The sequence below is a fragment of the Streptomyces sp. NPDC051987 genome (genome assembly GCF_040680735.1).
In the GTDB taxonomy this organism is placed as follows: Bacteria; Actinomycetota; Actinomycetes; order Streptomycetales; family Streptomycetaceae; genus Streptomyces.
The window spans coordinates 147,200-156,676 of record NZ_JBFAXI010000003.1 but is presented as its reverse complement, the minus strand read 5'-3'; the positions used below and the strand labels follow the sequence as shown (position 1 = coordinate 156,676).

Genomic DNA, 9,477 nt, shown 5'->3' with positions numbered 1-9,477 from the left:
TACGACATGTGTGGAGCGAAGGCCGGCGGCCCGGACCCCTCGACGATCAAGCCCGGCGAGACCACGATCCAGGGTCAGGTGACGAAGGACGGCGAGCCCGTGGTCGGCTACGTCCGCCTGCTCGACTCGACCGGCGAGTTCACCGCGGAGGTCCCCACCTCCGCCACCGGACAGTTCCGCTTCTACGCGGCCGAGGGCACCTGGACCGTCCGCGCCCTCGTCCCCGGCGCCACCGCCGACCGCACGGTCGTCGCCCAGCAGGGTGGCCTGGCCGAGGTCGCGATCGCGGTCTGACCGTCCGGCCGTCCGGCCGCGACACCAGCGCGACGGCAGAGGGCCGCGCCCCGGGAATCCGACACCCGGGACGCGGCCCTCGGTCATGGCGCCGGAGTGGCCGTGCCGACCTACCCTGGAGGCATGCTGGCCCGTCGTCGTCGCGTCTACTTCGTCATGATGGGGATCTGCATCGGTCTCTTCGTCCTGGCGTGGGGGGTCGTGCGCATCTGGTCGGTGCCCGCCGCGGTGGGGATGTGTGTGGTGGCCATGGTGATTCCGCCGGTCGCCGCGATGGTCGCCAACCGGCGGGGGCCCGACGACCGCTGGTGGGACGACCCCTCCGGCGATCCGCAGTCCGACGAGTGGTGGGACGAGCTGGACGGCAAGAAGCGGCCGCGGTCCTGACGGCCGCGCCGCGTCGGCGCCGCAGTCGGCAGACGACGCGCCGCGGCACCTCCTGCGGAGCGCTCAGTACACGAGCGCCTGCGTCCCGTCCGCCATCGCCTCCTGGACGAAGACCTGGGCACCCGCGATGCGCACGCCCTCGATGACGTCCTTCTCCGTGATGTCCCGGCGGGCCGCACACTGGGTGCACAGGGTGACGCGGCCGCCGGCGAGGAGGGAGTCGAGCAGGTCCGGCAGGGGCGCGGCGTGCGGGAGCTCGAACTCGGCGGCGCGGCCCGGCAGCGCGAACCACGCGGACTCGCCGGTCAGCCACAACGACACCTCGACGCCACTGGCCACGGCCACCGCCGCCACCGTGAACGCCTGCGAGCACCGCTCGGGGGCGTCCGCCCCCGCCGTCACCTTGATCACGAGCTTCTTCGCCATGCCGGAAGCGTAACCACCGCGCAGGTCGGCATCCGCCCGCGAGCGGCCATGCCGCCGTCCGCCGTCGCGTCCGCGATCGGTCACGCGATCGAGCAGCCCGCCGGCATCGACATCGACGAGATCGTGGTCCGGCCGACCGCGCAGGCCTGACGCCGGACGGCGCCTGCGCTCCAGCCGGGCACGGAGGGCGTAGGGAACCCCGCCGTCAGTCGTGGTGGTGATAGGCCGCGAGTGCCACCCGCACGAACGACCGCAGCAACGGGTTCCCGTCCCCCTCCGCCCACGCCAGCACCACCCGGCTCGGCGGCATGTCGGCGACCGGCACCACCGTGAGCCCGTCGCCCGGGTGGTGGCCGGCGAGCGTCATGCCGACCGTGCCGTTCCAGAGCACCGCCTGCCGGCACTCCTGCACGGCCCGCACGACCGGCCCCTCCCGTGCCTCCCCGCCGTTCCAGTACGACTGCCAGAGCGGGTCCGTGCCGTCCGGGAACCGGAACCAGCGCCGGTCGGCGAGGTCGGCCAGCTCCAGGCTCTCCCGCCCGGCCAGCGGATCGTCGGCGCGGAGCAGTGCCCCCACCGGATCGGCCCCCACCTCCCGCACCACCAGCCCTGTTCCGTCGAACGGCGCGCGGGTGAGGGCGACGTCGACGGCCCCGGCGTGCACCCCGCAGGTGGGGTCCGTCAGGTCGGTCTCGCGGATGCGGATCTCCACGTCCGGGTGGCGCTCGCGGTACGCGCGGGCCAGCCGCCGCACCCCCGGATCCGTGCTGTCGCCCAGGAGGCCGACGGTCAGGACGGCGGTCCCCGCCGCCGTCGCGACCCGCACGCGCAGCCGGTCGGCCTGGTCGAGCAGTGCGCGGGCCTCGTCGAGGAGGACGGCCCCGACGGGGGTCAGCGCGACCCCCGCCGGCGACCTCTCGAGGAGCCGTGCCCCCACCTCGGTCTCCAGCGCCTTGATCGCACGGCTCAGCGGGGGCTGGCTCATGTGGAGCCGTGCGGCGGCCCGGCCGAAGTGGAGTTCCTCGGCGACCGCCACGAAATAGCGCAGCGTCCGTAGTTCCATCCGCTCCATCCGCTTCACACAGCAACGATACCGATCGGGTATCGGGTCGGCGGAACAGGTCTTGGACGGCTGGACCGCCCGGGGCGTCGAATCGGAGCATGACGACTCACGACAACGACGTCCCTCCCGCGGTATCCGTCGTCGGGCCCGGCGACGGCGAGGTGCTGATGCTCGGCACCACCCGGATGCGTGTCCTGGAGGACGGCCGTACCACCGGCCACCGCCTCGGCCTCGCCGAATCCGTCCTCGCGCCGCACACACCCGGCCCGCCGCAGCACCGGCACGCCCGGCACGACGAGGGCTTCTACGTCGTCTCCGGCTCGGTGCGCTTCACCGTCGGGGACGAGGAGTACGACGCCACGGCCGGAACCCTCGTCATGGTGCCGCCCGGCGCCCCGCACACCTTCGCCAACGTCACCGGCGAACCGGCCGTGATGCTCAGCACCTTCACCCCCGACCTGTACGTGCAGTACTTCCGGGACCTGCGGGACCAGTTCGCCACCGGCGAGCCGCCGAGCCCGCGGACGAGCGCCGAGATCATGAGCCGTTACGCCACCGAACCGGCCACCTCATGAGCGTCGCGTACTGGGTGGTGGCCGGTCTGCTCGCCCTCTTCTACCTCTACGCGGGCGGGCTGAAGGCTGTGGGGAGCAGGGAGCGGCTGCTGCCGATGATGGCGTGGGTGGACGGCACGCCGATGCCTGCCGTGCGGGCGATCGGGGGCGTCGAGCTCCTCGGCGCGGCCGGCCTCGTCCTGCCGCGCCTGACCGGCGTCGCGCCCTGGCTGGGCCTGGCCGCCGCCGTCGGGTTCGTCCTGCTCCAGGTCGGCGCGGTCAGGGTCCATCTGCGGATGGGGGACCGCCAAGTGGCCCTCAATCTCACGCTCTTGCTCGCGGCGGGGGCGACCGTCTGGCTGGCGGCGGTGTCCTGATCGTCATTGCCCCTCCCCGCCCCAGACGCTGCGGCTCCGGCGGCGCGGCCCCGGCGGCGTGACCGTGCGTGCCGCGGACCGTGACCCCGGGGCCCACGACTGACCACGCGAGGGTGCACCTCGCCAAGAGGGCCGGGGCCGGGCCGCGTAAGCTGGGGCCCGGCTCTTGTACGCCCGCCCGTCCTCGCTCAAGGAGCACCCGTGGAAGCCTTCTTCGAAACCCTGCTGGTCCTGGTCTGCGTCGGCGTCATCGCGTTCGCCGGGCTCACCGTGAAGAAGCTGTACCAGGGCCAGCGCTGAACCGAGTCCGAGTCTAGGAACCACCACCCATGATCGAGATTCCGTCCGACCTGCACAAGGACCTGGTCCCGCTCGCCTTCCTGCTCGGCAGCTGGGCCGGCGCGGGCGTCCACGACTTCCCCGGCTCGGAGAAGTGCAACTTCGGCCAGGAGGTCACCTTCAGCCACGACGGGCGGGACTTCCTGGAGTACCACTCCCAGACGTGGGTGCTGGACCACGACGGGAACAAGGTCCGTCCGCTGGAGACCGAGCACGGCTTCTGGCGCATCGAGGCGAACCGCAAGGTCGAGGTCACGATGGTCCGCGACGACGGCGTGATCGAGATCTGGTACGGCGAGATGGCCGACAAGAAGCCCCAGATCGACCTGGTCACGGACGCGGTGGCGCGTACGGCCGCCTCCGCGCTCTACAGCGGCGGCAAGCGCCTCTACGGCTACGTCAAGAGCGACCTCATGTGGGTCGGTGAGAAGCAGACCCCCGAGGTCGAGCTGCGCCCCTACATGTCCGCGCACCTGAAGAAGGTCGTCACCCCGGAGGACGTCGAGCGCTGGGCCAAGGCCCTTCCCGACGACATGCCGGACGACGGCATCGCGTTCTTCAAGTAGTCCCCTGCCGCTTCCGCAGGGCCGCGCCGCGGTTCGCCGCTCGCCCGCGCCACCGGCGGCCACCGCGGCGCGCATGTCGACGCTTCGACGAACGGCGTTCCGTCCGCCGAGGAGTGACCTGACCGACCCGCCCTAGACTGGGTGTGTGGTGAGCACCGACTGGAAGAGCGACCTAAGGCAGCGCGGCTACCGGCTGACGCCGCAGCGGCAACTCGTGCTCGAAGCCGTGGACACCCTGGAGCACGCGACCCCCGACGACATCCTCGGTGAGGTGAGGAAGACGGCGTCGGGGGTCAACATCTCCACGGTCTACCGGACCCTGGAGCTCCTGGAGGAGCTGGGGCTGGTCAGCCATGCCCATCTCGGGCACGGTGCGCCGACGTACCACCTCGCCGACCGGCACCACCACATCCACCTGGTCTGCCGCGACTGCGAGAACGTGATCGAGGCGGATGTGGCGGTGGCCGCGGAGTTCACGGCCAAGCTGCGGCGGGAGTTCGGCTTCGAGACGGACATGAAGCACTTCGCGATCTTCGGGCGGTGCAAGGACTGCGCGCTCAAGAGGGCCAGGCCCGCATCCGTCCAGACTTCAATTACCGAGTCGTAGGCTTACGCATATGAAGAGCCCCCTGCTGTCCCTGTCCGGCGCGGTGCCCGCCGAGGGCGTGGACGAAGGCGTCGCCGCGCACTACGGCGACCTGTTCCGTGAGCAGCGCGCCCTCGCCGACGGCGCCGGTTTCGTCGACCTCTCCCACCGGGGCGTGGTCGCCGTCACCGGCGAGGACCGCCTCAGCTGGCTGCACCTGCTCCTCACCCAGCACGTCAGCGAGCTGCCCGTCGGCCAGGCCACCGAGGCGCTGATCCTCTCCGCGCACGGCCACATCGAGCACGCCCTGTACCTGGTCGACGACGGCACGACGGTCTGGGCCCACGTCGAGCCCGGCACGCAGGAGGCGCTGATCGCCTACCTGGAGTCGATGAAGTTCTTCTACCGGGTGGAGGTCGCCGACCGCACCGACGACTTCGCGGTCGTGCACCTGCCCGCCGGCTCCATCGCCGAGGCCCCGGAGGGCGTCGTCGTACGCGAGACGCCGTACGGCCGTGACCTCTTCCTGCCCCGCGCCGACCTGGAGCCGTACGCCGCGAAGGCGGGCCCGGCCGCCGGGCTGCTCGCCTACGAGGCGCTGCGCGTCGAGCACCACCGGCCCCGGCTCGGCTTCGAGACCGACCACCGGACCATCCCGCACGAGCTGGGCTGGATCGGCACCGCCGTCCACCTGCAGAAGGGCTGCTACCGCGGTCAGGAGACGGTGGCCCGGGTGCAGAACCTCGGCAAGCCGCCGCGCCGCCTGGTCTTCCTCCACCTCGACGGCAGCGAGGTCCACCTGCCGCCGCACGGCACCGAGATCCGCCTGGCCGACGAGGGTGCGGACGGCCGGAAGATCGGCTTCGTGACGACGTCGGTACGCCACTTCGAACTGGGCCCCGTGGCCCTGGCGTTGGTCAAGCGCAACGTCCCGCCGGACGCCCGGCTGGTCGCGGGGGAGACGGCCGCGGCCCAGGAAGTGATCGTCGAGCCGTAGCCTCACATCTCCAACAGGACGGTGAACGGGCCGTCGTTCGTCAGCGACACCCGCATCTGGGCCCCGAACCGCCCAGTGGCCACGGTCGCCCCGAGCGAGCGCAGCTGCGCGACCACCTCGTCCACCAGCGGCTCGGCCACCTCGCCGGGCGCCGCCGCGTTCCAGGTCGGCCGCCGCCCCTTGCGGGCGTCGCCGTACAGCGTGAACTGACTGATCACCAGGAGCGGCGCGTCGACGTCGCTGCACGACCGCTCGTCCGCCAGCATCCGGATCGACCAGAGCTTGCGGGCGAGTTGGGCCGCCTTCTCCTTGGTGTCCTCGTGCGTCACGCCGACGAGCACGCACAGGCCCTCGCCCTCGATCGCGCCGACCGTCTCGCCGTCCACGACGACGCTCGCGCCGTCCACCCGCTGTACCACCGCTCGCATGCGCACCATCATGCCCGGTGGTCCCGCGACTTCACAGGGGCCCATTTTGGCTCCTTAACCGCCCAACTAGGGCCGTTCGGGGGCACTCGGTCACATTGCGGCCACTTGGGGTGGCACCATGCTTCCACACGCCGGTCGAGGGGACGGTAGAGGCGTATGAGCACACCGAGTACCGGGCGACTGAAGACGCAGGGCACGCAGAGCGTGCAGAGCCTGCCCCGGCCGCCCGCACAGCGCGGCGACGACCTCCCGCTGCCCGCGGAACCGCCGGAGCACGACCTGGCCCGCCTGAGCCTGCCCGAACTGCGGGTCCTGCGCCGGGACGCGCAGCGCGACGAGGCCGACCTGAGCTACGTCCGACGGCTGCTGCAGGGCCGTATCGACATCCTGCGCGCGGAACTGGCCCGCCGCTCCCCGGCGGGCGCGGCCTCGGTCGTGGACCGCCTCCCGGAGATCCTCACGGACGCCCCGGCCCGCCACCGCTCCTCCGCCCGCCACGTCACCCTGGGCACCCCGCACAACGAGGAGTACGGCAGGCTGGCCGCCGACATGCTCTCCGAGGTCGAGCTCTCCGACCTGGAGGCCCGCACGGACACCGAGCTGACGACCGCGATGGGCCGCCTGGTCCGCTACGAGCAGGAGGTGTCGCGGCGCAGGCAGCGCCTGCAGCGGACGGCCGACGACTCCAGCGGAGAGATCACCAGGCGCTACCGCGAGGGCGAGGCCCAGGTCGACGATCTGCTGACCTGAGGCCGACCGCTGGGGGCGCGGGCCTGCGGGGATGTGCGGCTCCGCCGCGTGGGCGCGCTCGGCCACCGGCCGGCGACCGTGGCCCCCGGCCGCACCGGAAATCGAATCGGCACCACCCCCGTCGAGCACCTACCGTGCTGTCATGACCGACGCCGTCGAAGTCCGCCCCATAACCGAATCCGAGTTCGAGGACTGGCAGAGGGCCCTGTCCACCGGCTTCCTCCGCCCGCCCAATCTCACGGCCGAGCAACTCGACGCCCGCCGAAGGCAGTTCGTGCCGGGCAGACTCCTCGGCGCCTTCGACGGCCCCCGCTGCGTGGCGACGTTCCGCTCCTTCGACCAGGAGCTGACCGCCGTCGGCGGGGCCGCCGTCGCCGCCGACGCCATCTCCAATGTCACCGTCACCGCCACCCACCGCCGCCGCGGCCTGCTGACCCGCATGATGAGCCAGGACCTGGCCGCGGCGAAGGAGCGCGGAGACGTGGTGGCCACCCTGATCGCCGCCGAGTACCCGATCTACGGCCGCTACGGCTTCGGCCCGGCGACCACGCTGACCGAGTGGACGATCGAGGTCCAGCGGGCCGGCCTGGACCCGCGCTGGTCGCGCCCCGAGGACGGCGGCCGGATCGACCTGGTCGACGCCGAGGACGTCCGCAAGCTCGGCCCCGAGCTGCACGAGCGCGTCCGCCGCGGCACGCCCGGCGCGGTCAGCCGCACCGACCTGTGGTGGCAGGCGCGCACCGGCGCGGTCCGCTTCGAGGAGGAGTGGAAGGAGCCCTACTTCGCGGTGTACCGCTCGGCGGCCGGCGAGGTGGAGGGCATGGTGTCCTACGAGTCGGACGACACCTGGCAGGGCAAGCAGCCGTACGACACCGCCGACGTGCACTGGCTGCTCGGCACCACCCCGGCGGCCGAGCGCGCGCTGTGGCACTACCTGTGCTCGATCGACTGGATCACCCGGGTGAAGAGCGGCTGGCGGTCGCCGGACGACCTGCTGCCGCACTACCTGCCCGACCCGCGCGCGGCGCGGATCACCAACCAGGCGGACTGGCTGTGGGTGCGGATCCTGGACGTCGTACGGGCCCTGGAGGCGCGGACGTACGACAGGGCCGGCTCGCTGGTCCTGGAGGTGGCGGACCGGCAGGGGCTGGCCGGCGGCCGGTTCCGGCTGGACGCCTCCCCCGATGGGGCGTCCTGCGCCCCGACCGCCGACACCCCCGACCTCGCGCTCGACATCGCCGAGCTGGCGAGCGTCTGGCTCGGCGACCAGTCCATGGCGCGGCTGCACGCCCTCGGACGGGTCCGGGAAGAGCGAGTGGGCGCCGCCCGGGAGGCCGACGCCCTGCTGCGCACGTCCGGGCGGCCTTGGTGCCCGGACATCTTCTGAGGGGCTCCTTCCTCCCGGGGACGGGTGCCTGAATCACCTGTGTTCACTTGTGACTGTGCGGTGCACCGCCGTGCGGTGCCGTGCTGCTCATCCGTAGCGAGCTGTGAAGTTGTGGCTGTGCGGGTCTGCCTGTGTTCGGTTGTCGGTGTTCAGTTGTGACTGTGCGGTCAGCGCTGTCCGTCTCCATGGCGCTGGTCGTGCTGGTCGTGCGCCCCGGCGGCCGGTCTGGTGGACCGGGCTCCCGGCTCCCCTCCGGAAGGGAACCCGGATGGCCGGCGACCGGGGAAGTATGACCATGTTGCAGGAGTTGGTGACCAACTCAACAGTACTTATCTCCACTTGGATGCGGCTCATAACCACCTTCCCATGAACTGCCTAAAGATGGCGGGAAGTTGTACTGTTTGTCCGTGGACCCGGAACTCGCCTCCGTCAATGGACGGAAAAGGCCACAACGGCCTCAGGCGTCACACCACAAGGTGGCCGACGAACTGCGCACCCGGATCAGGTCCGGGGAGTTGCGGCCGGGCCAGCGCATGCCCACGCAGGCCAAACTGGCGGACGAGTTCGGGGTCGAGCGCGGGGCGGTACGGCAGGCGCTGCGCATTCTGCAGTCGGAGCACCTGCTCACCAACGCTTCGAAGGGCGCTCCGGCGACGGTGGCGACGGATCCCGGTCCGGCGCGGCTCGCGGTGGGCCCGGCGGCGCCCCCGCAACCGACCATGGTGGCCCTCACCCCCCGGATAGAGGCGGCCTTCGCGGCCTCGCACGTGAGGATCGACGCGCTCTGCCTGACCTCGGTCTCGCTCAATCTCGCGCTCGGCGGGCCGCTGCGGCTCATCCACGCGGGGCGGCTGGAACCGGCCAAGATCGATGTCCGGGTGCTGCTGCCGAGCCGGAACATCGACCTCGCGTTCCCGACGGCGGTCGCGGCCGACGCCTCGGCCGAGGACGCGGTGCACGAGCGCTGGCTGGCCCAGCGCAACGCCCAGGGCCAGGTGCTGCGACACAACCTGCTGGCGCTGCGCGCCACGCACGGCATCGACGTGCACGTCACCTTCCGGGCCCTGCCGTTCACCCCGCCGGTCAAGCTGTACCTGCTCAACGAGGCGGAGGCGCTGTTCGCGTACTACACGCTCGAGCGCCACGAGCGGGAGATCGACCACGAGCACCTGCAGACGTACGACGCCGAGGGCACGCGGTCGATGCTCTTCGCCTTCGAACAGGGCGCGGGACTTCGGGACACCACGTTCGTGGACCAGTCCACCCGGTGGTTCGACGCCCTGTGGGAGACGATCAGTTCGGAGCTGCACCTGACCTCGTAGG

Annotated in this window: 13 protein-coding genes and 1 pseudogene; 11 read left to right on the top strand and 3 right to left on the bottom strand. The window is 71.9% G+C overall.

Translation table 11 applies throughout. From position 1 onward, the window contains the following. The first annotated feature begins 6 nt into the window (after positions 1-6). Positions 7-294, top strand: coding sequence for a DUF1416 domain-containing protein (locus AB0M11_RS02730; protein WP_093501297.1), 288 nt, complete (start codon positions 7-9; stop codon positions 292-294). Between the two features lie 123 nt (positions 295-417). Then, positions 418-681: a DUF3099 domain-containing protein gene (locus AB0M11_RS02725; protein ID WP_351703420.1), complete on the top strand. Its 264-nt coding sequence runs from the start codon at positions 418-420 to the stop codon at positions 679-681. 63 nt (positions 682-744) lie between these two features. Here AB0M11_RS02725 and AB0M11_RS02720 read toward each other — a convergent pair whose 3' ends face one another. Then, positions 745-1,107, bottom strand: coding sequence for a DsrE family protein (locus AB0M11_RS02720; RefSeq protein ID WP_365700582.1), 363 nt, complete (start codon positions 1,105-1,107; stop codon positions 745-747). Positions 1,108-1,152: 45 nt separating this feature from the next. Between AB0M11_RS02720 and AB0M11_RS02715 the strand changes: the two are divergent. Further along, positions 1,153-1,257: pseudogene (locus AB0M11_RS02715) on the top strand (oxidoreductase); the annotation flags it as partial. A gap of 55 nt (positions 1,258-1,312) precedes the next feature. Here the strand turns inward: AB0M11_RS02715 and AB0M11_RS02710 are convergent. Next, the gene (locus AB0M11_RS02710) at positions 1,313-2,170 is read right to left on the bottom strand and encodes a LysR substrate-binding domain-containing protein (RefSeq protein ID WP_365700697.1); all 858 of its coding nucleotides are present in this window, start codon (positions 2,168-2,170) and stop codon (positions 1,313-1,315) included. A gap of 98 nt (positions 2,171-2,268) precedes the next feature. Between AB0M11_RS02710 and AB0M11_RS02705 the strand changes: the two genes are divergently transcribed. From AB0M11_RS02705 to AB0M11_RS02685, 5 genes are all read left to right on the top strand, one after another. After that, positions 2,269-2,745 (top strand): cupin domain-containing protein, encoded by a 477-nt coding sequence (locus AB0M11_RS02705; RefSeq protein ID WP_365700578.1) that lies wholly within the window; start codon positions 2,269-2,271, stop codon positions 2,743-2,745. Further along, positions 2,742-3,101 (top strand): DoxX family protein, encoded by a 360-nt coding sequence (locus AB0M11_RS02700; RefSeq protein ID WP_365700576.1) that lies wholly within the window; start codon positions 2,742-2,744, stop codon positions 3,099-3,101. The genes AB0M11_RS02705 and AB0M11_RS02700 overlap by 4 nt, the downstream gene beginning before the upstream one ends. A gap of 329 nt (positions 3,102-3,430) precedes the next feature. Further along, positions 3,431-4,006: an FABP family protein gene (locus AB0M11_RS02695; protein ID WP_365700574.1), complete on the top strand. Its 576-nt coding sequence runs from the start codon at positions 3,431-3,433 to the stop codon at positions 4,004-4,006. A 145-nt stretch (positions 4,007-4,151) separates the two neighbouring features. After that, complete coding sequence (locus AB0M11_RS02690; protein WP_365700572.1) at positions 4,152-4,613, top strand: Fur family transcriptional regulator; 462 nt, start codon at positions 4,152-4,154, stop codon at positions 4,611-4,613. Between the two features lie 10 nt (positions 4,614-4,623). After that, positions 4,624-5,589: a folate-binding protein gene (locus AB0M11_RS02685; protein ID WP_365700570.1), complete on the top strand. Its 966-nt coding sequence runs from the start codon at positions 4,624-4,626 to the stop codon at positions 5,587-5,589. A 2-nt stretch (positions 5,590-5,591) separates the two neighbouring features. On the opposite strand, the gene dtd is transcribed toward AB0M11_RS02685, so the two are convergent. Next, on the bottom strand, positions 5,592-6,017 hold the full coding sequence (dtd, locus tag AB0M11_RS02680; RefSeq protein ID WP_294005195.1) for a D-aminoacyl-tRNA deacylase: 426 nt from the start codon (positions 6,015-6,017) through the stop codon (positions 5,592-5,594). 156 nt (positions 6,018-6,173) lie between these two features. Between dtd and AB0M11_RS02675 the strand changes: the two genes are divergently transcribed. The 3 genes from AB0M11_RS02675 to AB0M11_RS02665 all read left to right on the top strand — a co-directional run bounded on the left by AB0M11_RS02675 (position 6,174) and on the right by AB0M11_RS02665 (position 9,476). Beyond that, a complete protein-coding gene (locus AB0M11_RS02675; RefSeq protein WP_365700568.1) occupies positions 6,174-6,767 on the top strand; it encodes an aerial mycelium formation protein in 594 nt (197 codons plus the stop codon). 142 nt (positions 6,768-6,909) lie between these two features. Further along, positions 6,910-8,154 carry a GNAT family N-acetyltransferase gene (locus AB0M11_RS02670; RefSeq protein ID WP_365700566.1) on the top strand — a complete coding sequence of 415 codons (1,245 nt, stop codon included), beginning with the start codon at positions 6,910-6,912 and terminating at the stop codon, positions 8,152-8,154. A 401-nt stretch (positions 8,155-8,555) separates the two neighbouring features. Further along, complete coding sequence (locus AB0M11_RS02665) at positions 8,556-9,476, top strand: winged helix-turn-helix domain-containing protein (protein WP_365700564.1); 921 nt, start codon at positions 8,556-8,558, stop codon at positions 9,474-9,476. Position 9,477 lies beyond the last annotated feature (1 nt).